Origin of the sequence: Actinomyces sp. oral taxon 175 str. F0384, assembly GCF_000223355.1 — a bacterium.
GTDB lineage: Bacteria > Actinomycetota > Actinomycetes > Actinomycetales > Actinomycetaceae > Actinomyces > Actinomyces oris.
In genome coordinates, this window is record NZ_AFUR01000006.1 from 431,424 (window position 1) to 455,756 (window position 24,333).

Consider the following 24,333-nt stretch of genomic DNA (forward strand, 5'->3'; position numbering starts at 1 on the left):
GGGGCCCGGTGTCGTCAGTCCAGCAGGATGCGGCGCTGGGCCTGAACGGTGGCGTCGGGCTGAGCCGGCACGGTGGAGATGAGCGTGCCGGCCAGGTCCCCGCCGGCCTGCGCGGTCACGATGGTTGCGGCGGCCAGGCCACTGGGGGTGGGCGAGGTCCCCGATGAGCCCTTCCGACCGGCCGCGTTCAGGCGGACGGCGGAGACCTTTGCCGGCACCTCCACGACGCTGGAACTGCCCTTGGCGACCTTGACGTCCTGCTTCCAGGAGCCGTCGAGGGAGGACAGGGTCACCGAGGTGGCCTGGCCGCTGTTGGCCACGGTGACCGCCGAGCTCAGGGAGGCCGCGCGCGGCACCGCCAGCAGGCCGGAGTCCGCGGCACCGGGCAGCGCGGCCTGCGCCCAGGCCTGGTCGTGGACAAGGGCCTTGGAGCGCGCGGGGTACTCGCCGCCGCTGCGCACCATGCGGACAGCGGCTCCCACCGGTGTGTTCGAGGTGACCTGCACCCCGTAGGTGCCGGCGGGCACGCCGGCCAGCTGGATGTCGAAGACGGAGCCGGCGTCGATGGTCACGGACTGCGCCCCGCTCAGCGGGCGGGCACCGTCCTTGCCGAGCATGGTCACCGACACGGTCGCCGGGGCCGCACCGGGGTTGACGATGCGCACGGCCGGGGTGTCGGAGGAGTCCGCACCGGTCTTGGCGTCGGGCACCTCACCCTGTGCGGCCGGCTCGGTGATCTCCACGCCGGGGATCACGAGGTCGGTGGCCGGGGCGGCTCCCGGGGAGATGACGTCGGTGCCGGCGGGGGTCTCCCCGTCGAGGGACTCGGTGACGAGGGTGGGCACCACGGAGCCGCCGTCGGCCTCGACGGATACGGCGATGCGCGGGTCCTGGCTGCCCTTCGTCTCCAGGGCCAGGGAGGAGGAGCCGCCCGCGGGCACGGTGATCTCCCCGTTGCTGGGCAGGCTGAGCCGGCCGATGGAACCGTAGAGGGTGACCTTCGCGGTGGCGGGGGTGACGCCGGGGTTGACCAGTCGCAGCTCGGCCGAGGAGCCCGCCGCGATGGAGCCGCCCACGATCCAGGACATGGCGGACGGCTGGGTGCAGGGGGCGGCGGTGAGCCCCCGCAGGTCACCGCTCTTGGTCAGAGTCGTCACCGAGCCGACGGCGTTGGCCACCCGGCCGTCCGCGGGCGTGAGGGTGAGGATGCCGCCCTCGGCGGTACTCATGGAGGTGGCCGTGTCGGTGGGGATGCTCCGACCGGCATAGGTGGCCGACTTGGCGGCCCCGTCTCCCTTGGCCGGGACGATGGCGGTGGCGGACTCCATGGCGCCCACGTCGGTGCCCCGCAATGTATTGGTGGGCGCGTGCGGGCAGACGTAGGTGGTGGCGCCTCCGGGCTGGGCCAGGCTCAGGGCCTGCAGCTGCGGGGTCGGTGTGGTCGGTGCGGTGTACCCCCACCAGGTGACGCCTCCGACGGCTGCGGCCAGCGCGAGGGAAGTCAGGACGCCGACGCCGCGGGAGACCGTCTGCCCCAGTGACCGGCGGTGCCGCCTGGTGCTGGCGGGGCTCCTCCGCCGCTTCGTGGAGGGGGTGTCGGGCTCGGCGGGCCGGGTGGCCTGGGAGACGGCGGTGCCAGTCTCTTCCTCCTCCTCAGCATCGGCGTCATCCGACGCCTCGGCATCGGTGTCGGCAGTATCCTCGGTATCAGTGCGCGGGGCCTCGTCAGCGGCCTCGTCGGTGGAGGCGCTGCCTGAGCCCTGGTCCCGGCCGGCGGGGCTGTCAGCGCCTTCGTCCGCCTCCTGATCCGACTCCGTGTCCACGGCCTCGTCCGCGATCTCGTCCGCGGTCTCATCGTCGGTCTTCTCCGCGGAGGCGGTCTCATCGTCAGTCTTCTCCGCAGAGGCGGTCTCGTCGTCGGCCTGCTGCGGGGGCTGGGGCTCAGACTTCTCCTCTGACTCCTGCTGGCTGTCGGCGTCATCCTGACGGGGCTGCGTCATGAGGCCATCTCCTTTCCGCGTCGCAGGGGCAGTGCCGCCACCAGGGTCAGGGCCCAGACGGCCCAGATCGTGTAGGTCGCGGCAGCCGTGGACCTGCGGGTGTGGGTGACCACCAGCTCCCCGCCCTCGGAGCCGACGGCGAAGCCCTGCTTCCAGCTGCCGTCCTGGGCGCGAACCGTGATGGCCTCAAGGCGCCGGCCATCGAGGGTGGCACTCCAGCCGGCGTCGGAGCGCTCCACCATGACGAGGGTGCGGGGGCCGGCTCCGGCGGGGATCTCGGTGCGGGTCCCCGAGCCGGTACCGGTGGAGGCGACCGGGGTGACCACGCCTCCGGTGTCCAGGAGGCTCAGGCGGGCCGAGTCGGGGTGAGCCGAGGACGTGACCCTCCAGGAGTTGCCCGAGGCGGTCTGGGCGAGCTGCTCCAGTCCCGGCGTTGAGGCCAGGCCCACGCGGGCCTCGGCGGTGACGGCGTCGCCCTCCTGATGATCGAGCACGACGACGGCGATGCCGTGGGCCGCCAGGGCGTCGGCGGCCCCCTTGTCCTGGCCGGCAGTGGCGCGGGTGACGATCTGGGCGAGCTCGGCGTCAGCGGGGTCGTCCAGGACGAGAGCCTGGCCTGAGGAGGCGCTGCTGGACCTGGTCCTCTGGCCGCCCTTGCCGGGCTTGAGCCCGGGGTCGGCCAGTGCCGCGGCGGCACGGGTGCGCGCCTCGACGTTGACCGCTCCGGGCAGGACATCGCTGATCTGGGTGCCGGGCCCGCGCCAGATGGTGGCCTGGAGCCCCTGCGGCGTGGAGGTGAGTCTGAGAACTCGTCCGGCCGCCTCCGAGCCCTGGAACTGCTCAGCGATGAGCGGGATCTGCTGGGGCGTGGAGTGCAGAGCCAGGACCCGCGGGTTAGTGGCACGGTGAGCCTGGTAGGACCAGATGCCACCGACCACCACCGGGGCGAGCAGGACGAGGCAGGCCGCGGTCGTGAAGGCCGCCTTGAGGCGGCGCGATCGCTTCCGCCTCACCGTAGGGTCTGCGGCCGGGGAGGAGGCCACGTCGGCATCCTTCCGGCTCCTGCGCTCCAGGGCGCGACGGCCGCCTCTGGACCGCTGCCCAAGCAGGTCCCAGATGGTCTCGCCGGCGGTCAGGGCCGCTGCAAGAAATCCGCTCAGTGCCAGGGACAGACCGCCCCCGGACCATCCGTTGACGGGTGCCAGGCCGCTTCCGGCAACGTCCGGTCCCAGCCCGGTCGGGGTGCGCAGGCAGAGCCCGGCCAGGATGAGGCCGCCCAGGGCCAGGAGGATACCGGTGCGGGCCACCCGGACGCGCCGGGAGACGAAGAGACCGACGACACCCAGGGCCGGGACCAGTGCCAGCAGCACCCGCAGCAGGACGCTCAGAGCCCCGGAGGACACGAGGGCATCCAGATCCATCGGGGAGCCGACCAGCAGGTCGAGACTGCTCGGCGCCGGCGCGGAGACGGGCAGGCCGATGTCGGTCAGCAGCAGCCGGACCCCCTCGGCCCAGCCCGCCCGGTGGCCCAGGAGCCAGGCGCCCCACCAGGCCGGGGCGGCGGTGACCAGCATGGGGACCAGGGTGAGGACGAGCTTGAAGCCGCGTCGCGTGGTCACCGACAGCAGCAGGATGATGACTGCCAGCACGGCGGCGGTGGCCGGGACGGCCGCGACGACGACGCTCAGCAGCAGTCCTGCGACTGCGGCAGCAGTCGCCGACCCGTAGCCGTACTTCTCCGTGGGGGGCAGCTCGACCTCGGGCTCGCGAGCGGCCGGGGCGCGGACGGCAGGGCCGGTCTCCGCCTCATCCTCACCGCGGTCATGATCCTCATCGTCCGAGGCATCCTCCCGGGCGGGGGTCGTGTCGGTCTCCCCGTCCTGGGCGGGTTCGGCATCACCTTCAACATCCACTGCATGCACTGCATCCGCAGCATCCTCGGTGGCCGCGGCGTCGTCAGTTCCCTCGGTGTCCTCGGTCTTCGACTCGGCCTGTGCCTCCTCATCCAGGTGGGCGAGGTCGGTGACCTTCTCGGTGGAGAATCGGTCGAGCTCAGCGCGCTCCTCGTCGGTGAGCAGGTGGGCACCCACCAGTCCGGACAGGACGAGATCCCGCCGGTCGGCGCCCACTGCGCGGGCCAGGGCCAGCAGCGCCCAGGGCAGGACGAGGTGGACCAGGAGGGCACCGAGGCGCCCTTGGCCCAGGGCGAGCAGGAGGCTGGGAGACAGGGCCCACACAAGTGCCGCCCAGGCCCGCAGCACTACCTTCCGGGTCATCGTGCCGGCGGCGAACCATGCCCCCAGCGCTGCCAGGGGCACGGCCAGGAGCACCAGAGCGCTGATGAGCCCGCTGGTCTCCAGACCCACCAGTCTTCCCAGAGCCGCCGGTAGGGCCAGGATGCCCAGCAATGGGGTGACGCCGCCCGGATAGCCGTCCGCGGTCGCGATCCAGGTGCTCCAGGCGCTGTCCCACATCTGACGCCAGCCGCCGCTGAACAGGGGCAGGGCCCCACCGGTGATGGAGCGGGTCAGCAGCAGCCGGGACAGGCCGTAGGTGCTCAGTGCCAGCACCAGCATCATGACCGCGCTCAGGGTGCGGCGCCGGCTGCGGGCCAGTGCGGCGAGCTCGCGCAGCTCGAGCTCACTGGGGGCCGCCGCACGGGCGCGACGCTCGCGCTCCTGGCGGGTGCGGTCACGGCGCACCCCGCGGATCTCGGCCGCCGTGGCGTACAGGCGCCCCAGTGCGGATGCGGGCACCTTGGTGTGCTGGGCGAGCCGGCGTCTGGCGGCCCTGACCCGTCGGCCGCGGCCGGCCACGGCCAGAGCCGCTCCGAGCTCGTCGCGGGCGAGCGCCGGAGCCTTGGAAGCCAGGCGCCACACGAACCGCATCAGTCCGAGGATGACGAACCAGGTCAGCAGCAGACCGATGGGACGGGTGGAGAAGGCCGCCCAGTTGGTGAGCTGGGCGCTACGCCGAGCCCGGAAGGATCGCTCCGGGTCGGGCTCGGGAAGGGTGACCTCGATGGCCTCGGCATCGGTGCGGGGCGGCGCGTCGGAGGAGTGGGAGACGGATGCGGGGCGACGAAGCCCCTGGTAGGAGGCCCGTCGGTGGCGGATGACGGCAGTGGGTTCGACGATGACGCGGTATCCGGCCAGGCGCGCGGCGCGCGAGAGCTCCAGGCCGTCGCCGAAGGGGCCGAGCCACGGGGCGATGCCGCCGATCTCCTCCCACACGGCCCGGTCGATGAGGGCTCCGGCTGTTCCTACGGCCAGGACGTCACTGCGGTCATCGTGCTGGCCCTGGTCGACCTCGCCGGGGACGATGTCATTGGCGCGGCGGGCCGAGGCGGTGGCGCGCAGCCCGACCTCCAGGAGCAGCTCGGGGTTGTCCCAGCCCACCTGCTTGGGTCCGACGATTCCCACGGAGCGGGCGTTGGTCGCAGCGGTGAGCAGCCGCTCGAGGCAGTCCTCAGCGGGCGCGGAGTCATCATGGAGCAGCCAGAACCACACCTGGTGCTCCGGCATCTCCGGGGTGGCCTCGGTCGGGGCCACGAGCCGCTGCTCGTAGGCGGTGATCGGCGAGAGCGCACCGGTGGGACCGGTGATGGGACCCGAGCCCGACAGCAGCAGGTCCCGCACCGAGGTGCGCGGACCGCTCGAGGTGATGTCGGCATCTGAGCCCTCTGCGCCGTCGAGGGCCTCGGAGCTGCGGCGCTTGCGGTTACCGGCGGCGACAAGTCCGGCGTAAGCGGTCAGCCCCCGGGAGACGGCGTCGCCGAAGCTCTTGGCCTCCTTGGCCCTGACGACGCGCACGGCGGTGACGGCGTCCAGCCCCGACCTCTCGACGAGCTCCTCGATCGGGGTCCCGTCCCCCAGCCCGTTGGCTCGCGAGGCGACGTCGACGACGAGGACGACGTCGGGCGCGCAGGTCTGTGAGGTGATCGCGGACAGTGTCTGCGCCAGAAACGGGCTCGCCCCGGCCGACACGACGACGGCCAGGGCTCCTACCCGACTGGCTCCCTGTGTGGAGCCGGCGGGGGTCATACTGCGCGACGCTTGAGCTTGCGCCGCTCGCGCTCCGACATGCCGCCCCAGATTCCGAAGCGCTCGTCGTTGGCGAGGGCGTACTCGAGGCACTCCTCACGAACCTCGCAAGTCGCACAGACTCGCTTGGCCTCGCGTGTGGAACCACCCTTCTCAGGGAAGAAGGCCTCAGGGTCCGTCTGGGCGCACAGAGCGCGCTCCTGCCACGCCAGAGGACCTTCATCGACGTCGTCACCGCCACCGAAGAGGAGCGACAGTACCTCCGCGTCAGGCTCCTCTGGGTGCTTCAGTGGGCCGTCGCCGAGGATGTTCCACATGCCGGCCTCCCTTCGATCCGAGCTTCTTGCCAGTAAGAATTACATGCGTGTGAGACAAGGCCAGTCAAGCCAGCGAGGGAAAGTTCACCCTCTCGTGACCGTCGACATCATTCCTTGACATATCAAGGAAAATCCCCATCTGGATGGAACCATATGTCGACTTCCTACAAAACCCCTGAGAGGCTCCCACTGCCTGGCTGACAGTGGAAATACCCACGGCAATGCTGAGGATTTCAGGACGCCTGACGCACGTTCACATCATGACCCTACCGACTGGACGCCACCAGGGAAGTTCCTGAGAGCCGCAGGATCTGCTTCAATCGGGGTCATGCCAGATCCCCTGCTCCCACTGCTCCCCGGCCCTCAGGACGCCGACAGGCCATGGCTCGTTTGTTATGGAATCGATGAACGAGTCGAGCTGACCGGGCACGTCCTGTCCATGTGGCTGGCGAAGATCGCGGGATTCGTCACATCGGAGTCGACGCCCGGTGACGGAGTCCATGTGGGCCTCCCTCCGCACTGGCGGAGCGTCGCCTGGGCCTGCGGTACGTGGCTGGCGGGGCGCAGCGTGCTCCTGGGAAGCAGCGCGCACATCCACGCCGCCGGCCTCCTCCCCGAGCTGAGCGTGGCCTTCACCCCGGAGAGCCTCTTCGATGAGGCCGAGGCGCAGGCGCTGGTCCCGCCCGCCTCGCTGGCGCTGCGCTGGCCAGGCGAGCTGCCTGCCCTCGTGCTCGACGGCGCCGCCGACCTCATGCACTATCCCGACCGCTTCACACCGGTGAGCACCGCAGCTGATTCGGTGTGCCTCAGGGACCTCGGCGCCGAGGGGGCGGCGCCTGCGGCTGCGGGCACCACTGCGGCCACCGTCCCCTCAGGCGAGCGGCCCACCACCCTGACGCGCGCCCAGCTGGCAGCCCGGGTCGAGACGGCCGGTGCATCCGCGGGGGCCGGCAGCTCCGCCTCACGTGCGGTCCTGGTGCGCAGCCCCGACACGGCCCAGATGCTCCAGGAGGTGCTGGTCGCCTGGCACGCCGGGCGCACCGCGGTGGTTCTCACCCCCGAGGCGGATGACGACGTCGCCGCGGCCGCCATCCGGCAGGAGGGCATCACCGCCTGAGTCGGCGGGGCTCAGCCCCGTCGCCCCCACCGGTGTCAGGGGACGTCGGCCTGGACGAGGGTGCCCTCCCCCTCGACGGACAGGCTGCGTTCGTCGGCACCGACGAACACGGCCTCTCCCTGGGCGAGCGTCTGGGTGTCGGCTTGGGTCACCAGGGTCATGGCTCCCTCGACGGCCAGGAGGATGCGCGGCCCCCGTCCGGGGACCGGCAGGCGCCCGTCGGCGGCCACCACAGTGGTGACCATGAGCTCGAAGTCATCCACCGGCGCGTAGTAGGCGCGGGTGGCGCGAGAGAGGTACTCGGGGGCGGGGCGCACCGGCGGCGCCGCCACGTAGTCGACGCAGGCCAGCATCTCGGGGACATCAATGTGCTTGGCGCTCAGTCCGGCACGCAGCACGTTGTCCGAGGATGCCATGACCTCCACGCCCAGACCGGAGATGTAGGCGTGCACGCTTCCTGCCGGTACGAACAGCGCCTCACCGGGCTGCAGGGTGACGGGGTTGAGCAGGAGCGCGGCGGCGATGCCGGGGTCCCCGGGGAAGGTGTCGGCCATCTTCACGACGTTGGAGTCCACTCGCAGCGACGGGGATGTCCCGGCCTCGAACCTGGCGGCGATCTCAGTGACGAGGGCGTCGATCTCCTGGGGGCTGGGACGCGTGGCGGCCGAGACGACGTCGGAGAAGACCTGCCGGATGCCGTAACGCGTGGGGTTGAGGCGCAGGGTGCGACGCATCCGGCGGGCCAGGGGGCTGTCCAGGCCGGCCAGGACCTCGACGGCGCGGCGCGGAGCCCGGAAACCGGCGACGGCCTGGAAGCGGGTGAGGGCCAGGACCATCTCCGGCTTGTGGTTCGTGTCCTTGTAGTTGCGGCAGGGGTGGTCCAGGGCGATGCCCGCCTCGTCCTCCAGGGCGTAGCCCTCGGCGGCCTGGGCCTGACTGGGGTGGACCTGGAGGGACAGGGGCTGCTCGGGCGCGATGAGCTTGAGGAGGAAGGGCAGCCGGCGCCCGAAGCGCCAGATGATGTCCTCCCCCAGGAGGCGCTCCGGCTCGGCGTCGATGAGCTCAGACAGCACGCCGCCCTCGGTGACCTGGGCGGGCCCGGCCGGGTGGGATCCGTACCAGGCCTCGGCCCAGGGGTCACCGTCGTCAGGCCTGCCCAGGAGGGCGGGGATGGCGGAGGTCGACCCCCAGGCGTACCGCTGGCGCGCCGGCTCAAGTCGTCTCATGGCGCCTCACCGTACCGGTGCGCGGGCACGTCCTAGGCCTCGGCCCCGGGAGCCGGGAAGGGGGTGACCTCGGCCAGGCGGGGGTGCGCCTTGTCCTTGTCGGAGAGGATCGCCTCACTCAGCGGGATCGGCCAGGGCACATTCGCCGTCTCATCGGCCAGGTTGAGGAAGGTGTACCGGGCGTCGGCCGACCAGTGGTCGTTGACCAGGTAGGTGTAGGCGGTACCCGGCTCCAGCGTCTGATAGGAGTTGCCCACGCCCCGGGGCACGAACACCGCCACCGACGGGTCGATCTCGCAGGTGTAGACGGCTCCGAAGGACGGGCCCTCGCGCAGGTCCACCCAGGCGCCGAAGACGCGGCCAGTGGCCACCGAGACGAACTTGTCCCAGGGCTCGGCGTGGATGCCGCGGGTGACCCCGACCTCGTTGTTGAAGGAGATGTTGTTCTGCACCGGCCCGAAGTCGGGCAGCCCCAGGGCCAGCATCTTCTCCCTCTGCCAGTTCTCCTTGAACCAGCCGCGGTTGTCCCCGTGAACAGTCAGGTCGATCCGCAGGAATCCCGGAATCGGCGTCTCCTCGACGGCAAGCGGCTTGCCCAGCTCGATCTGCCCCATTGATGGCCCCTTCTGTGCGCACAGGTCTTGGTCTCAGCGCCCCGTATCCGTCAGGCGCCATTGCCCGAGTCTATCGGTGTGGCCCGTCGACACCCCGAAGGACGAGGCCACCAGGGGCGGAACGTGCCGGGAAACACGAACATAAGCTCCCGATCCGCCCGATCCTGGCGCCATTGAGGGCCTCAATAGGTCATGCTTGGAGCATGCGAGGAATCATTCTGGCCGGAGGCTCCGGCACGCGACTCAACCCGATCACCCTGGGGACCTCCAAGCAGCTGGTGCCCGTCTACGACAAGCCGATGATCTACTACCCGCTGAGCACCCTCATGCTCGCCGGGATCCAGGACGTCCTGGTCATCACCACCCCCCACGACGCCCCCTCCTTCCACCGTCTCCTGGGCGACGGCTCCCAGCTCGGCGTCAACCTGTCCTACACGGTTCAGCAGGAGCCCAACGGCCTGGCTCAGGCCTTCGTCCTGGGCGCCGACTTCATCGGTGACGACAGCGCCGCCCTGGTCCTGGGCGACAACATCTTCTACGGTCCCGGCATGGGCACCCAGCTGCGCCGTCACACCAGCCCCGACGGCGGCGTCGTCTACGCCTACCAGGTCGCCGACCCCACGGCCTACGGCGTGGTCGAGTTCGACGAGAGCTTCAAGGCCATCTCCATCGAGGAGAAGCCGGCCCAGCCCCGCTCCAACTACGCCGTGCCCGGCCTGTACTTCTATGACAACGACGTCGTCGAGATCGCCAAGAACCTCCAGCCCTCCGCCCGCGGCGAGTACGAGATCACCGACGTCAACCGCACCTACCTGGAGGCCGGCCGGCTGACCGTGGAGGTCCTGCCCCGCGGCACCGCCTGGCTCGACACCGGCACCTTCGACTCCCTGGCCGACGCCACCAGCTTCATCCGCACCGTCCAGCACCGTCAGGGCCTCAACATCGGCGCTCCCGAGGAGGTCGCCTGGCGCATGGGCTTCATCGACGACGAGGGCCTGCGCCGGCGCGCCGAGCCCCTGGTGAAGTCCGGGTACGGCGCCTACCTCCTGGGTCTGCTGGAGAACCAGCAGTCCTGAGGATCCTGGCCGCAGACCTCCGGCCTGCTCCGTTCCTGCCTCATGACGTGTGGGCGGGTGGCGCCACTCCGCGCCGCCCGCCCACAGTGCTTACGGCTCCTGGGGCGCCTCGTACTTCTCGGCCGTGCGCGTCAGCATTGCGATGGCGGTTCCCAGTGCCGCAGTAGCAAGGCATGTCGTGAGGAACCAGACCATCATGGGTGAGACCGGTGCACTCCACCACCACTCGATATGCTTGTTGAGGTCGAGTTCCCACCGTTCCTGGGCACCCTGCACGAATCGCAGCAGCAGCGTATGCAGGGTGATTGTCTGGCACAGCGATATGAAGACGGTGACCCAGACGGCCTGCGGAACTGTGAACCACGCCCCCTCATCCTGATCGACGGCCAGCATGAGGAAGAAGGTGGGCGCCAGCAGCGGGAAGATGTACCGGGCCTGATAGAGCTCGATGGTGTCCATGGCGCCGTTGGCGTAGAACAACGCCGGAAGAAGGACCATCGACCCCACGATGATCGCCAGAGCGGTCCACTTCCGCCAACCGCCACGACGCAAGCCGACGGCCACGAAAGCACCGGCCGCCATAATGGTGAGCACATAGGGGGCGCGAGCCCCCAGAGGAACATCATGCCACCCCGGGGTCCATGTGTGACCCCAGAATCCGCCGAGATACTTCGGAGCAGTCTCCAGCCCAACGAGGAGCTTCTCGAAGAACGGCTGCTTATCGGCAGATTTTGCAGGATCAGACGCCTCGAAAACCCGCAGGAAGTATGCGACCTTCGACACCTGGGACGAGGCCATAAAGGTGCCGAACCCGAGGAGGGCCACTCCGGCGAGGGCACTCAGCCCTATCCATCCCCCTCGTTTCCACGGCACCGCGAAGAGCAGGGCAAGGCCGACGACAAGGAGGAAGAAGGCGGCGTCATATCTCGACGTCAAGCACATCACGGCGCCGATCACCGCGCAGATCACGAGGGCAATACGACGACGCCCGTTCTGCTGCGGGGCCATAAATGTTGCCGCGGAGTACGCCATCAACCCGGAGACGGCCCACGAGCTGGGATTGTTGGAAGCGATGAAGTAGACCCCCATGGGGACCCACGAGGCGACAATCGCACCGATGAATGGCCGCCTCAGCTGCCGCGGCGCACAGAAGCCGATGGTTCCCAGAAGCGCCACGGCGATGAGCACATTGACGCCGCGCATCACCAGGACCGAGGTCTGCACATCCTTGCCGACGAGGAGGTGATGGAAGTGGTAGTAGCCAATCGGGTAGGCGCCATTGTCGAAGCGCTTGGACCACACCATATGAGAATCGTCGTACCCAAGCGCGCATCCCGCCGACTTATTCGATTGCAGGACGTAGCACCTCATTGACTCATCCGCCACCGCGATCGGAACCCGGACCACCGGATCGCCGTCGACAACGCTGGTCTGGCAGGATTCACCCGCCGGACGTGGGCACCAGATGCTGCCCAGGTGATAGTTGTCGTCGGGAGACGACTCCACCGGCGAGGACACCGCCCACCCGAGTCCGGTCAGCAGCATCAGGATGAGGAGGAGCCCGCCGACCACCGCCGGGCGCCGGGACAGCACGGCGCCGGTTTCCATACGACTCATGGTCGGCAGTCGTAAGTACTTGGTGAGCTCACGTCTCATGCTGATCTCCGACGAGAAACGGGTGCGAGGGAGTGTAAACCGGTCTGATTCAACTTACAGGAGGCCCTGAAGATAGGCCTCCAGGCGCTCCGTGGAGTCAGCCGGGGTGAAACCTGCAGCCTTGATCTTCGCCAGGTCCAGGGCCGAGCTCAGTGGCCGCGGTGCGATCCCCTCCTGACCGGCGTAGTACTCCTCTGTGGTGACGGCAGTGACCTCGTCGGGACTGTGGCCGGCGCGCTCGTAGACCCGCTTGGCGACATCGGCCCAGGAGACGATGGGCCCATCACCGGAGAGGTTGTAGGTGCCGAACTCGGCGCCCGAGGTGAGGAGGTGGATGATGCCCGCCGCCAGATCGGAGGCGAAGGTGAGACGTCCGGTCTGGTCGGCCACGACACTCGGCGTGATGCCGCGCTCAGCCAGGGAGAGCATCGTCTTGACGAAGTTCTTGCCGTCGCCGACCACCCAGGAGGTGCGCACCAGGTAGTGGCGGGGACAGACACTGACGGCGGCGTCCCCGGCGGCCTTGGACTGGCCGTAGACCCCCAGCGGCGAGGGGGTCTCCTCCTCGGTGTGGAGGGCCGTGACCCCGTCGAAGGTGTACTCGGTGGACAGGTGCACCAGCGTCAGGCCGTGCTGGACGGCTGCCCGGGCCAGGTTGACCGGGCCGACCGTGTTGGCCCGCCAAGACAGGCGGCGCCCCTCAGGAGTCTCCGCCCCGTCCACGTTGGTCCAGGCCGCGGCATTGATGATGACGTCGTATCCAGTCCAGTCCCAGGAGGACATGGCTGCCGCGTCCGAGATATCCACCTCGGGCAGGTCGACGCCGGTGGGTTCGAAGCCCGCCTGCGGCAGCAGGGTCATGAGCGCGCGCCCCAGCTGGCCGTTGGCGCCGGTGACGAGAACCCGTCCGCGCATCTGCCCTTCGTCGTGCCCGGCACGGGGGAGAGAGGTCCCCTCAGTCTGCACCGGCTTGGTCTCGTTCACTGGCCGTCTCTTCCTTCCCGCGCGCGTCGTATCGCCGACGTCTCACCATGGGCATAACCCGTCGATGAACACTACACGAGTGCACCGGCCACGTTGGTCGATATCACCAAGGACTAACGGCGTACCGTACTCCCGGATGGGGAGGGCCTCAGTGCGCCATAGCGGCGCGGTAGGCCTCGACGTGCGCCTGGGCGGAGGCCCTCCAGGTGAACTCGGCGGCCCGCTCGAGGGCGGCGACCCCCAGGGCCCGGCGCCTCTCGGGCTGGGCGTCCAGGACCACGAGGCCCCGGGCAATGGCTTGGACGTCCGATCCGCAGTAGGCGACGGCGTCGCCCCCGACCTCCGGAAGGCTCAGCTCGCGGGTGGTGAGCACGGCGGCCCCGCAGGCCATGGCCTCCAGGACCGGCAGGCCGAAGCCCTCACCGATGGAGGGATAGGCCAGGATCTCGCAGCCGGACAGGAATCCGGGCAGGTCCTCCAGGGGCAGGTAGCCGGGCCGCAGGACGTTCAGGTGCCTGGGTACCTGAGCCAGGGCGGGCTCAATGTCCTCGTCCCACCCGGGCCCGCCGGCCAGGACCAGGGCCGGGGCGTCCTCACAGTCACGGAAGACGTCGATCCAGGCGCGCACCAGGTTGGGAACGTTCTTGCGGGGCTCCAGGGTCCCCAGGAAGCCGATGTAGCGCCGGCCCTCCAGTCCGAGGGAGGCGGCCACGCGGGCCCGTTCGGCGTCGTCGACCGGGTGGAACACGGAGGTGTCCACGCCGTGGTAGGCGACGTGGAAGCGCTCGGGGTCGCCTCCGACGTACTTGATGGTCTCGTCGCGAGTGGCCTGCGAGGGCACGACGAGTGCGTCGGCCCGGCGCACGGCCCGGCGGATGGCGCTGGTGAAGAACTTCTGCTTGAGGGGCGAGTGCGCCTGCGGGTGGGAGAAGAACGTGGCGTCGTGGAGGGTGACGACCACGGGTACCTGGTGCAGGGCCGGGAAGGTGTAGTGGGGCGAGTGCAGGACGTCTGGGCGGATGCGGCGGATGAGTGCCGGTAGCCCCGTCTGCTCCCAGGCCATCCGGGCGCCGCGCGACTCCATGGACTGCGAGACCGGGAAGAGGTGGGCGCGGGGCGCCTTGGCGGAGAAGTGCGCCACGTCCCGCTGCTGGACGGCCATGGCCAGGTTGACGCCGCAGGCGATGAGCTCGGGCACGAGGTCGTCGACATAGCGACCCACGCCTCCGAGGTCAGCCGGGATCGCCGTCGCATCGAGAAGAACCTTCATGACGGCAGGCTACCGCGCCTAGCGCGGTCACCCCGTACTCTGAGCCCATGAGCGCAGATCATTCCCGCCCGGCGCACTCCCCGGCCCCTTCTCCCTCCCCCGCCTCCCGCACCGCGCCCTCGCCCGCCAAGGGCCCCCGTCCACCGGCTCGCCCCCGTGGCCCACGCGTGGGCATGGTGGTGGAGCAGCTGTGGCAGCCCGTGCCCGGGGGATCGGGCACCTACATCGTCGAGCTCGCCCAGGCCCTGCGCGCTCGGCGGGTGCCCGTGGCCGGGATCGCCGCCCACCACCAGGGGGCCGCCTCGCCGCGCCAGGTCGGACTGCCGCCGATGCCGATGCGCTCCTCCCACCTGCCGCGCACCGCCCTGTACGAGTCCTGGAACCGTCTGGGACTGCCGCGGGCCGAGTCCATCCTGCCCGGCGCCCAGCTCATCCACGCCACGACCTGGGCGCTGCCCCCCACCTCGCTGCCGCTGGTCGTCACCGTGCACGACCTGGCCTTCCTGCGCTCACCCGAGCACTTCACCCCGCGCGGCAACGCCTACTTCAGCCGCTGCCTGGAGCGCGTCATCGCTGAGGCCAGCGCCATCATCGTCCCCTCCCAGGCCACCGCCGACGACTGCATCGCGGCGGGGATCGACGCCGCCCGCCTCTACGTCATTCCCCACGGGGTGCGCACCCGCACCGTCTCCGACGAGCAAGTCGAGGGTTTCCGAGCCGCCCGGGGCCTCACGCGCGACTACATCCTGTGGACGGGTACCCGTGAACCCCGCAAGAACCTGCTGGGACTGCTGCGCGCCTTCGCCCTCCTCATCGAGGAGCACGACGACGCCGGCGGCCTCGACCTGGTCCTCGTCGGCCCGGCCGGGTGGGGCGACGACGCCGCCGAGCGCGAGCTGCTGACCCGCCTGGGTGATCGGGTCCACGTCACCGGCAGGCTCGACGACGACGAGCTGGCAGCCGCCTACAGCGGCGCCCGCGCCTTCTGCTTCCCCTCCATCTGGGAGGGTTTCGGCCTGCCGGTCCTGGAGGCCATGGCCTATGGGACACCGGTGGTCACCAGCGCCGGGACCTGCATGGCCGAGGTGTGCGGACAGGCCGGCCTGCTGGCCGACCCCACCTCGCCGCGTGAGATCGCCAGCCTGCTCGCCCGAGCCATCGGAGCGGAGCACGACGAGCTGGCCCAGGCCGGCCGCGAGCGCGCCCGGACCTTCACCTGGGAGGCCTGCGCCGCCGCGCACACGGAGGTCTATCACGCCCTGATCGGGGGTGCGGTGTGACCCAGCCCGTCAGGCGTCCCTCAGCTCGCGTCGTCGTCGTCAACTGGCGCCAGGCCGAGCTGACGATCCGGGCGGCCCGCTCCATCCGTGAGCAGCTGGGAGACGGGGACGTGCTGGTCGTCGTGGACAACGCCTCCGGCGACGGCTCGGCCGAGAGACTTCGCCGAGAGGGACTCACAGTGGTCGAGTCCCCTGAGAACCGGGGCTTCGGCGCCGGCGTCAACATTGGGGCCCGGGGCATGGTCGAGGATGCCCTCGTCCTGCTCAACAATGACGCGGTGGCCGAGCCCGGCTTCCTCGAGGCGCTCCTGGCCCCCCTGGGCGACCCGCCGTCCGCGGCGGCTCCGGCCGCGACCACGGCGCGGATTCTGCTGGCCGGCCGTTGGAAGCCCGCCACCCCCGGCCAGCAGGACGCCCTCGTCTCCCCTCGCACCGGGCGGTGGACCCGGGTTGACGACGAGGCCGCTGCCCGCGGTGAGGGGGAGGTCCTGGTCAACTCCACGGGCAATCTGGTGGACGCCTCCGGCAACGGCTATGACCGGGACTGGCTGGTGCCCGCTGGGCAGGAGCACTCCCCCAGTGAGGTCTTCGGCCTGTGCGGGGGCGCCTGCGCGATCCGACGTGAGGCGTGGCAGGCCCTGGGAGGCTTTCGCGAGGACCTGTTCATGTACTACGAGGACACGGACCTGTCCTGGCGCCTGCGCGAGCGCGGGTGGCGAGTCCTCTACGTGCGCGAGGCCGTGGCACGCCACGATCACGCCTCCTCCTCGGGCACGGACTCACCGATGTTCATCCGGGTCAACGTCCGCAACCGCATCCTGACGGCCGCCGCCCACAGTCCGGCCCCGGTGGTGATGCAGGCACTGGCCCGTACGCTGGTGCGCTCCCTACGGGGACCGCAGCGCGGCCCGGTGCTGAGGGGACTGACTCAGGCACTCACCGGTCTGCCCCGCGAGCTGCATCGGCGGGCCAGGAGCCACGCACGCGGCTCGGCGAGAAGTTGTTGATTGTGGCAAGCGACTACGTCAGTGGCGCCCCAACCGTTACAGTTACCAAACCGACGTCGTCAGACGCCCCGGGCGGTTCGGTAACATCGCCAAGCATGATGCGCCCCTGACCAGATCAAGGAGGATCCCCGACAATGGCTGGACATGCCGCACAATCCCCCCGAGTCACCGTGGTGACCCGGACCCGTAACCGTCCCGTGCTGCTGACGCGCGCACTCCAGTCGGTCGGGGCGCAGTCCTTCCAGGACCTCGAGCTCGTCATCGTCAATGACGCCGGAAGCACCGAGTCGGTGGACAGCGCTCTGGAGAGCGCTCCCGAGTGGCTCAGAGAGCGCACCCAGGTGGTCACCAACGAGACCTCTCACGGACGCGAGGCCGCCCTGGAGGACGGTCTGGCCGTCTCCTCCTGCGAGTTCTTCGCGATCCATGACGACGACGACTCCTGGGAGCCCGGCTTCCTGGCCGCCTGCGTAGCCCACCTCGATGACCACCCCGAGCACGGCGCTGTGGCGACGCGCTGCGACGTCGTCGATGAGATAGTCACCGACGAGGGCCTGACCGAGCGTGGCCGGTGGGTGATGACGCAGGACAAGGAAAGCTGGACCCTCATCGACACGATGGTGGCCAACTACGTCCCGCCGATCTCGCAGCTCATCCGTCGTGAGGTGGCCGACCGCATCGGCCACTGGGACGGCACCCTGCTGACCCAGGCCGACTGGGACTTCAATCTGCGGCTGCTGGCGACCTCCCCGGTCGGATTCATCAGTGACGAGCCGCTGGCACACTGGCACCACCGTGACTCCACCGACGGGACGATCGGCAACTCCGTCGTCGTCGACGCCGCCCACCACCGCACCGACAACCTCGCCATCCGTGACCGTTACGCCCGTCTGTCCGTGAGCTGCACCGGGACCGAGTCCTCCCCGCAGGGCGTGACGGCCGTTTCCGAGAACCTCGGACTCCTGCTCGTCTCAGCGGAGTACTACCACCGGATCCAGAAGAGGCTGGAGCAGCAGGACGAGGAGATCGCGCACCTCAAGAAGGCCATGCACGACCTACGCTTCACCATCGGCGACCTGCATGACACGATGCGCCAGGTCCTTATGCACGCCTATGAGATCAACCTGAAGGTCGACCATGTGGAGGCCACGGCCAAGCCCTTCTTCCGCACCGTGGCCCAAGGGGTCAAGAAGATGCAGAGGCGCTGAGCAGCGGCACTGACCGTCCGCCGAGCCTCAGTCGTCCTTGGTGAGCGTGACCATGGGGCGAGGCGGGTCAATCCGCTCGTAGTGGGCCCCCAGGGCCACCAAGCCCCCGGACTCCATGCGCGGCCCGGGGATGATGTCGAAGGCCGTGGCCTTCTGGTAGGCGTCAATGACGCTGGAGAGCTGCCAGGGCTGGATGGAGGCGGAGATGAGGTAGGCGCCCGGCCGTAGCATCATCGCGGGGATGGAGATGTCCACGGTCCCCTCCCCCGGCTCGATCCTCTCGGGCTGGAAGCCGTCGTCGAGGCCGTGCAGTCCCCAGGCGAAGATGCCTTCGCGGGTGTCGATGGAGCAGCCGAAGACGGGCTTCTCAATCGTCTCCTCGCAGTGGTAGTGAAGGCGAATGGTGGCCTCGTCCCCGGTGCGCATGGAGGTCGCCGGCCGGCCCGTCCGGTCGAGCAGCTCAATACGGCGGATCTGGGCCTCACCACTGCCGAAGCGGGTTCCTTGGCCCTCCTTGACCTTCTTGGCTCCGTGGGTGACATCGGAGTACTTGTCGATGACCTCTGGGGCCGGGCCGACCTCCTTGAGCCGGCCGTGGTCGAGCCAGGCGACCTCATCGCAGAAGGTGCGCATCTGCTCCAGGCCGTGGGAGACGACGACGACGGTGCGGCCGTCCTCGCGGAACTCGGCGAACTTGTCCATGCACCGCTCCTGGAACTCCATGTCGCCGACGGCCAGGACCTCGTCGACCAGGAGGATCTCCGGCTCGACGTGGATGGACACGGAGAAGCCGAGGCGCACGTACATGCCCGAGGAGTAGTTCTTCACCGGCTGGTCGATGAACTCACCCACCCCGGAGAAGTCGACGATGTCATCGAACTTGGCCTCGATCTCCTTGCGGCTCATCCCCAGGATGGCGCCGTTGAGGAAGATGTTCTCCCTCCCGGAGAGCTCGGGATGGAAGCCCGAGCCGACCTCCAGCATGGCGGCCATGCGCCCCCGGGCGGTGATGGAGCCCGAGTCGGGAGCCAGGATCTTGGCGATGCACTTGAGCAGCGTGGACTTGCCTGAGCCGTTGTGTCCCATGAGCCCGAAGGTCTTGCCCTCGGGGATGTCGAAGGTGATGTCCTTGAGCGCCCAGAAGTCCTCGTAGACGCCGCGGCCCCGCTGCAGGACGGCGCCCTTGAGGGACTGATTGCGGTGGTGATAGATCCGGAAGCGCTTGGAGACGTCCTCGATGCGCACGGCCGACGCGGCAGAGGATGCTGCCGAGGCAGCCGGCACCGACGACGTCAGTGATGATGCGGACGATCCGGTTGATGCGGTCATCTGGTGTGTCAGAGCTCCTCAACGATGCTCGCCGAGTGCCGGCGGAAGAAGACCAGGCCCAGCGTGAGCATGACGATCGCCCATGCCAGGCAGGCCAGGAAGACGGGCTGCGACGGCAGGGCGAAGTCGTACAGGCAGGATCGGAAGGCCTCGAGGTAGGTCTCGGCGGGGTTGAGACGCAGGATCGTGGTCAGCGGGATCGGCCCGCCGTTAACCTGCCAGCCCTTGTCGAACAGGTCGTTCTGGACCTTGTTGACCATGGTCAGGGGGAAGACGACCCCGGAGGCGTACATCCACATCTGATTGAAGATCTGCCACAGGTGGCCCAGGTCCCGGAAGTAGACGGTGGCGATGGACAGCATGAGGCCCAGTCCGACGGCGAACATCCCCACCAGTACGGTGACGACGAGCAGTGCCGGGATCATCGCCAGGACTCCCGGCCCTCCCAAGATCATGGCGATGATGACCAGCACGAGCAGCTCGAAGGCGAAGTCCACGGCCAGTGACAGGACCGCGGAGTAGATGAGGACCTGGCGGGGGAAGTAGACCTTGGTGAGGAGCCCCGCGTTGTCCACGAGGGCGTTCATGGAGGCCATGATGCCGCTGGAGAAGAAGGTCCAGCTGAGCACCCCGATGCCGATCCACAGCGCGAAGGAGTTGATGCCGGAGTTGCGGCCCGGCTCCACGCCTCCGCGGAAGACGACGCCGAAGATGAGGGCGAAGATGGCGATGGTGGCCAGGGGGTTGATGAAGGACCACAGGCGCCCCAGGGCCGTGCCCTTGAACTCCGAGGAGACCGAGCGCTGAGTCAGCCGCAGGGTGAGGTCCAGCGTCTGGCGGGCGTCTTCCGAGCGGAGCAGTCGAGAGAGCTTCATAGGCTCACACCTCCGCCGCAGTGCCGGTGGGTGCTGGGGGAGCCGCTTCCTGCTGGGCGTCGATCCAGTCGCACAGCCGGTTGATGCCCTCGGTGACGCCGATCCTCGGTTCCCAGTCCAGTGCCTGGCGGGCGCGCGCGGTGTCCGCCCAGGCGGCACGCACATCGCCGTCGCGGAACTGGCCGGTGACGTGCGGGGCGGGTGCTCCGTAGTGCTCGGCGATGGTCTGAGCGATCTGCATGATGGTGGTCCGCTCCCCCAGGCCGATGTCGTAGGGCGTGGAGGTGGCCGGCGAGTGCAGGACGCCGGCCACGATGGCGGAGGCGACGTCGTCGATGAAGACGAAGTCCCGCACGATCTGGCCGTCCTCGTAGACCGGGATGGACTGACCCTGCCTGGCCAGGCGGGCGAAGAGGGAGACGATGCCGGTGTAGGGGTTGATGAGGGACTGGCCGGGTCCGTAGACGTTCTGAAGCCGGAAGAGCACCGGGGTGACGTCGAAGGAGCCGCACCAGGACGTCACGAGGTTCTCCTGGCAGAACTTGGTGGCGGCGTAGACGTTGGCCGGGGAGGCCTTGACCTCGGTGGAGGACTGGACCGAGGGGGTCAGCCCGGCGAAATCCCACTGACCGGCCTCGAGCATCGCGTGGGTGCGCTGCCCGGGGTAGGAGGGGTGTCCCTCGGCGTCAATCCACTTCCCCTCGCCGTATACGGCCCGGGAGGAGGCCAGGACGATCTTGTCGGGACGGATCTCGTGGCGCACGAGGGCGTCGAGCATCTGGGTGGTGCCGACGACGTTGACGTTGGCGTGCCGGGAGGCCTCGGTGAGGGACTGGCCGGTCCCGGTCTCCGCCGCCAGGTGGACGATGGCATCGGGCGCGATCTCGGCCAGGAGCGAGTCCCAGTCCTCGGCGACGGACACGTCCAGGCGGCGCAGCTCCACGCGCTCGTCGAGCTCGGCAGGGCGAGCCTGGGAGGGGTGGATCTGCGGGTGCATGTTGTCCAGGGCCACGACACGGTCGAAGGCGTCCGCCAGGTCATGCGAGATCGCGCAGCCGATGAATCCGGCACCACCGGTCACGAGGCAGGTACGGGTCACGAGGGTCTCCCTTGGTGTAGTCGAGTCGGGGCGGTGGGACGAGCTCTCACGCGTCGTACAACGGCCTCGTCACTATTCTCGGTGTTCCCGGAGCCGTGCGGGCCGGCGGCCGCCGTTGCCTTCGACACGCCTCAGAGGCGCTGGACACGAGCTCGTCCCTGCCCGGAGCCGCACGCCGAACATATCAGCGTTCGACCTCGGAGACCTCGGGATGCCAGCTCATGCCTTTGAAGGCCTTGGTGACGAAAGCGACGATGTGGTCGGTGATCCTCACCAGCGCCACCGACAGGCCGAAGACGATGACGCAGGTCGCGGCCAGCATCGTGTAGCGCTGAACCGGCACGAAGCCCGCCACGTTGATCTTCTCGAAGAGGACCATGATGACGACGTGGTGGACCAGGAAGATCGGATAGGAGTACTTGGCGATCAGGTCGACGAGTGCGCGTACCGGCTGGATCGCCACATAGCGACCGACGACCACGAGGATGAGAAAGGCCGAGATGCCGACGAGTGTGGTGGCCACGTCCTCTGGAATCTCCTCGGGGAGCATCGCCGAGACGGCCAGGACCGCGGCTGCCGGGATGACGACGGCCCAGTGAACCCGGCGGACGTAGAGGACGAAGTAGCTGCCGAAGGCCAACTCGGGGAGTCTGGTCGTGAGGATCATCGCCGAGGGGTAGCCCGCGAAGTAGCGCTGCATGACGATCACAGTGGTGGCATAGGCCGCCAGGATGACGACGCCGGTGACGACCGGGAAGCGGTCGATGGCCCACAGCAGCAACGGGAAGACGAGGTAGTACAGGAGGATGAACCCGAGGAACCACTCCCCCAGGAGGTAGGCGGTACGCACCTGGAAGTTGGCGACCAGACCGTCCACGCCGAGGACCGTGAAGATGAGGGAACGTGTTGGGGCACTGTTGGGCGGCCGCCCCCCGGTCGTGACGAAGAAGTAGAGCGTCGCAAGGACCCAGGCGGTCCAGAACATCGGGTAGATGTTGAGACAGCGCTTCCAGTAGAACCGTTTGAGATTGATCGGTCTCCGATAGGTCACCGTCAGGGCGGCCCCGGAGATGATGAGGAACAAGGAGACGCCCAACCCACCCACATAGATGCCGAAGGGGAAGTTGGTCAGGACGTAGCCGCCATCAGCCAGGTAGGGGTTGTTGAAGTGGGTGAGGACGATGAGAAGCGCTGCCAGGGCTCGGACCAGATCAAGGTAAAAGATCCTGGTCCGTTTTCTGGCGACCGGCTTGACACCCGCCGCCCCAGTCGACGCGCCCGTCTCGGTCACTCCCCGATCCTCCTGACTCGGCGGTAGGCACTCTTAAGGGGCGAGCGCACTGCGGTCGGGATCCAGCGGCTGACCTGATCCTTGACCTGCTGACGAGTGCTGCGAGCACTACGGATCTGTTGGACCATTCGCTGCTCGAAGTCAACCCCCCAGTGCTGTGACACCGCGGTGGTGAACTCCCTGGTGTAGTACGACAGATTCGTCAGCTCGATCCTCGCGAAGGAGTCGGAGAAGAGCCATCCGCAGAAGTAGCCCGAGGCCTGCGCAACATAGCCGTAGGCACGCTCGATGGCGTGGAGGATGGTTCCGTCGATGTCATTCGGCTCAGGCGGGAACTCCTCCCACTGCCAGTCGTGGTCGAAGAGCGGCTTGAGAGCCGCCGGCCGGAACCAGAACATGGTGCCCAGCGGGGCGATGACCTCCTTGTGAGCATCGAGCGGGACACTCAGGTTCAGCTCTTTCTCAAGGAGCATCTTCGTGCGATCGAAGTTCGGCCCCCAGCTGTAGGAGTAGATCGGGAAGTAGTCGGCGTGGTTGGGAGGGGTCGGCGACAGCAGACCGAGTCGGGGTTCCGAGTCAAAGGTGGAGATGACGTTCTCGACGAACTCTCGAGTCGGGAGGAGGTTGTCGAAGCACTTGCGGGCGAAGCCCTCACCCACGGTGTACGGGCTCAGCTGGGTGACCTTCTTGTCATGGATGAAGCAGACGAGGTCGTAGTCGCTGACGATGTCCTTGCAGCCCACCAGGAGCGCACTGACGTCCCGACCCCGGTTCTCAATGAGGCGCACGGTCACGTTGTAGGGGAGATCCTTGCAGGCCGCCTCCACCAGCTCCACCTTCTCCTGAGAACCGACGGTGAGGATGAAATCCGTCCCCTCGGGCATGGACCGGGCGTAGGCGAGCGTGGGCTCCAGGAGGTCCATGTAGTACAGGTGCGCAATGAGGGCGACCTTCTGCGGCTTGGGCTCGCGGGCCACCGCCTGCGTGGGCAGGACGTAGGTGAGCTGGAGATTCTTGACCAGGTCCGCCATGTTCATCGAGCGCAGGGCGTTGTCCCAGATGAGGTTCGTGTCGAAGTCGGTGTGGTCGCGCAGGTACTCGTAGAGCTCCACGGTTGCGTTACCCACGGCCTGGTGAAGCACGTCCTCGTAGCTGTGGAAGAAGGAGCGGCGCTTGAAGATGGGGCAGCGCCTCTCCGCAATGAGCTGCTTGGGGGCGAAGAGGATGGGCTGCAGGGTGAAGCCCTCCAAGTCCTCAGTATTGACATACACGTCAGAGGTGAAGCCCAGCCGCTCGAAGCGCTGGGTGAAGGGCGCCTCGTGGAGCCCCACGGAATCCTCGTATGAATTGATCTGAGGAAGATTGTCCCAGTAGTCCTGGAAGGCCTCGGAGGAGACCAGGGAACGCCGGTAGGCATGGAAGTGGGACTGAAGATGACGGGGCAGGTACCCCTCCAGAGCGTGCCCGAAGGGGTCGCCGGGGGCCAGATGGAACCAGGTGATTCCCCAGAAGTCGATGTCCCGACCCGCCATCTCGGTGAACATCTCCTCGAAGGGATACACCGGTCCCATGATGGTGGCGTTGAACAGGACGACCTCGTCGAACTCGACGAGCCGGTCCCAGCCGTAGCTCTCCATGGCCGTCTTGTAGGCCCAGGCATCCAGGCCCTTGTTCTCCCGCAGGATGATGTTGTCCGTGAAGGCGGTCAGCTTGGCATAGCTCTTGGCGGTCAACTCACCGTTGACGACGATGACCAGCTCGGAGAGGTTCTTGACCATGTCAGTGAGCAGGGTCTCCACGTAGGAGTCCACGATGCCCTGAGCGTCGAAGAAGAAGAAGATCCCGAGTCGCTTCGGGTCCTGGCCGAGCGTTGCCATAATGTCCCTTCTGGGCAGTGGTTCGAGCCGCTCACCGTGGCGGGAGAGCGGAGTAATACGGTTT

At 68.5% G+C, this 24,333-nt stretch carries 18 protein-coding genes; 5 read left to right on the forward strand and 13 right to left on the reverse strand.

Annotated features, from left to right (window positions below; genetic code table 11):
* Nucleotides 1-14: 14 nt before the first annotated feature.
* From HMPREF9058_RS10385 to HMPREF9058_RS10395, 3 genes are read right to left on the reverse strand one after another with little or no spacing between them, the layout of a single operon-like run.
* Nucleotides 15-2,000 carry a DUF5719 family protein gene (locus HMPREF9058_RS10385; protein WP_009407290.1) on the reverse strand — a complete coding sequence of 662 codons (1,986 nt, stop codon included), beginning with the start codon at nucleotides 1,998-2,000 and terminating at the stop codon, nucleotides 15-17.
* Entirely contained in the window at nucleotides 1,997-6,043 is a 4,047-nt protein-coding gene (locus tag HMPREF9058_RS10390; protein WP_009407143.1) for a glycosyltransferase, read from the reverse strand. Before HMPREF9058_RS10390 ends, HMPREF9058_RS10385 begins: the two co-directional genes overlap by 4 nt.
* Nucleotides 6,040-6,360 (reverse strand): WhiB family transcriptional regulator, encoded by a 321-nt coding sequence (locus HMPREF9058_RS10395; RefSeq protein WP_003787027.1) that lies wholly within the window; start codon nucleotides 6,358-6,360, stop codon nucleotides 6,040-6,042. Before HMPREF9058_RS10395 ends, HMPREF9058_RS10390 begins: the two co-directional genes overlap by 4 nt.
* Nucleotides 6,361-6,688: 328 nt before the next feature.
* On the opposite strand from HMPREF9058_RS10395, the gene HMPREF9058_RS10400 reads away from it, so the two are divergent.
* Entirely contained in the window at nucleotides 6,689-7,477 is a 789-nt protein-coding gene (locus HMPREF9058_RS10400) for a TIGR03089 family protein (RefSeq protein WP_009407172.1), read from the forward strand.
* A 35-nt stretch (nucleotides 7,478-7,512) separates the two neighbouring features.
* Here the strand turns inward: HMPREF9058_RS10400 and manA are convergent, their stop codons facing one another.
* Nucleotides 7,513-8,703 carry a mannose-6-phosphate isomerase, class I gene (gene manA, locus HMPREF9058_RS10405; RefSeq protein ID WP_009747905.1) on the reverse strand — a complete coding sequence of 397 codons (1,191 nt, stop codon included), beginning with the start codon at nucleotides 8,701-8,703 and terminating at the stop codon, nucleotides 7,513-7,515.
* A 32-nt stretch (nucleotides 8,704-8,735) separates the two neighbouring features.
* Entirely contained in the window at nucleotides 8,736-9,317 is a 582-nt protein-coding gene (locus HMPREF9058_RS10410; protein WP_009406989.1) for a dTDP-4-dehydrorhamnose 3,5-epimerase family protein, read from the reverse strand.
* A gap of 203 nt (nucleotides 9,318-9,520) precedes the next feature.
* Between HMPREF9058_RS10410 and rfbA the strand changes: the two genes are divergently transcribed.
* Complete coding sequence (gene rfbA / locus HMPREF9058_RS10415; RefSeq protein ID WP_009747944.1) at nucleotides 9,521-10,393, forward strand: glucose-1-phosphate thymidylyltransferase RfbA; 873 nt, start codon at nucleotides 9,521-9,523, stop codon at nucleotides 10,391-10,393.
* Between the two features lie 90 nt (nucleotides 10,394-10,483).
* Here rfbA and HMPREF9058_RS10420 read toward each other — a convergent pair whose 3' ends face one another.
* From HMPREF9058_RS10420 to HMPREF9058_RS10430, 3 genes are all read right to left on the reverse strand, one after another.
* Entirely contained in the window at nucleotides 10,484-12,010 is a 1,527-nt protein-coding gene (locus HMPREF9058_RS10420) for a DUF2142 domain-containing protein (RefSeq protein ID WP_254654130.1), read from the reverse strand.
* 93 nt (nucleotides 12,011-12,103) lie between these two features.
* Nucleotides 12,104-13,033, reverse strand: a complete 930-nt coding sequence (locus HMPREF9058_RS10425) for an NAD(P)-dependent oxidoreductase (RefSeq protein ID WP_009407184.1) — start codon at nucleotides 13,031-13,033, stop codon at nucleotides 12,104-12,106.
* A gap of 148 nt (nucleotides 13,034-13,181) precedes the next feature.
* Nucleotides 13,182-14,303 carry a glycosyltransferase family 1 protein gene (locus tag HMPREF9058_RS10430; RefSeq protein ID WP_009747933.1) on the reverse strand — a complete coding sequence of 374 codons (1,122 nt, stop codon included), beginning with the start codon at nucleotides 14,301-14,303 and terminating at the stop codon, nucleotides 13,182-13,184.
* A gap of 167 nt (nucleotides 14,304-14,470) precedes the next feature.
* On the opposite strand from HMPREF9058_RS10430, the gene HMPREF9058_RS10435 reads away from it, so the two are divergent.
* From HMPREF9058_RS10435 to HMPREF9058_RS10445, 3 genes are all read left to right on the forward strand, one after another.
* Nucleotides 14,471-15,583, forward strand: a complete 1,113-nt coding sequence (locus HMPREF9058_RS10435) for a glycosyltransferase family 1 protein (RefSeq protein ID WP_009407017.1) — start codon at nucleotides 14,471-14,473, stop codon at nucleotides 15,581-15,583.
* Nucleotides 15,580-16,590, forward strand: coding sequence for a glycosyltransferase family 2 protein (locus HMPREF9058_RS10440; protein ID WP_009407384.1), 1,011 nt, complete (start codon nucleotides 15,580-15,582; stop codon nucleotides 16,588-16,590). Before HMPREF9058_RS10435 ends, HMPREF9058_RS10440 begins: the two co-directional genes overlap by 4 nt.
* A gap of 134 nt (nucleotides 16,591-16,724) precedes the next feature.
* Complete coding sequence (locus HMPREF9058_RS10445; RefSeq protein WP_009747776.1) at nucleotides 16,725-17,798, forward strand: glycosyltransferase; 1,074 nt, start codon at nucleotides 16,725-16,727, stop codon at nucleotides 17,796-17,798.
* A gap of 27 nt (nucleotides 17,799-17,825) precedes the next feature.
* Here the strand turns inward: HMPREF9058_RS10445 and HMPREF9058_RS10450 are convergent, their stop codons facing one another.
* From HMPREF9058_RS10450 to HMPREF9058_RS10470, 5 genes are all read right to left on the reverse strand, one after another.
* Entirely contained in the window at nucleotides 17,826-19,127 is a 1,302-nt protein-coding gene (locus HMPREF9058_RS10450) for an ABC transporter ATP-binding protein (protein WP_009407448.1), read from the reverse strand.
* 8 nt (nucleotides 19,128-19,135) lie between these two features.
* A complete protein-coding gene (locus HMPREF9058_RS10455) occupies nucleotides 19,136-20,002 on the reverse strand; it encodes an ABC transporter permease (RefSeq protein ID WP_009747800.1) in 867 nt (288 codons plus the stop codon).
* 4 nt (nucleotides 20,003-20,006) lie between these two features.
* Entirely contained in the window at nucleotides 20,007-21,101 is a 1,095-nt protein-coding gene (locus HMPREF9058_RS10460) for an NAD(P)-dependent oxidoreductase (protein ID WP_009407092.1), read from the reverse strand.
* A gap of 184 nt (nucleotides 21,102-21,285) precedes the next feature.
* The gene (locus HMPREF9058_RS10465; RefSeq protein WP_009747838.1) at nucleotides 21,286-22,392 is read right to left on the reverse strand and encodes an acyltransferase; all 1,107 of its coding nucleotides are present in this window, start codon (nucleotides 22,390-22,392) and stop codon (nucleotides 21,286-21,288) included.
* Entirely contained in the window at nucleotides 22,389-24,269 is a 1,881-nt protein-coding gene (locus HMPREF9058_RS10470) for a rhamnan synthesis F family protein (protein WP_009407005.1), read from the reverse strand. The genes HMPREF9058_RS10465 and HMPREF9058_RS10470 overlap by 4 nt, the downstream gene beginning before the upstream one ends.
* Between the last annotated feature and the right edge of the window lie 64 nt (nucleotides 24,270-24,333).